This is a genomic window from Mesorhizobium sp. M8A.F.Ca.ET.181.01.1.1, from assembly GCF_004792025.1.
Classification (GTDB): domain Bacteria; phylum Pseudomonadota; class Alphaproteobacteria; order Rhizobiales; family Rhizobiaceae; genus Mesorhizobium.
On sequence record NZ_SRTV01000338.1, the window covers coordinates 1 to 281 of the forward strand.

Consider the following 281-nt stretch of genomic DNA (forward strand, 5'->3'; position numbering starts at 1 on the left):
GTTTCCCGTGAGCAACTGGATCTGCCTCGCCTTCATGGCGCTGATTCTGGTGATTCTTGCGATGACGCCGGGCCTGTCGGTTTCGGTGTTGCTGGTGCCGGTATGGCTGGTGGTGATGTGGGTGGGGCATGCGTTCAAGCGTCGGCGTGCAGCCGCGCATGGTACGGCGCGGGTGGTGGGGCGGTAGCGTTGAGCGTGCAAGCGCGGTGTGGCGCTGCGCTTGCGGCCGACAACGAAAGCTGCGGCGTTTGCGCCCGCCAAAGCAAAAAACCCGCGAAGCG

General features: G+C 64.8%; 1 protein-coding gene. It reads left to right on the plus strand.

Annotation, left to right across the window (positions count from 1 at the left end):
• A partial coding sequence (locus tag EN824_RS34870; protein WP_245521099.1) for a hypothetical protein occupies nucleotides 1–187 on the plus strand: 187 nt, incomplete at its 5' end.
• Between the last annotated feature and the right edge of the window lie 94 nt (nucleotides 188–281).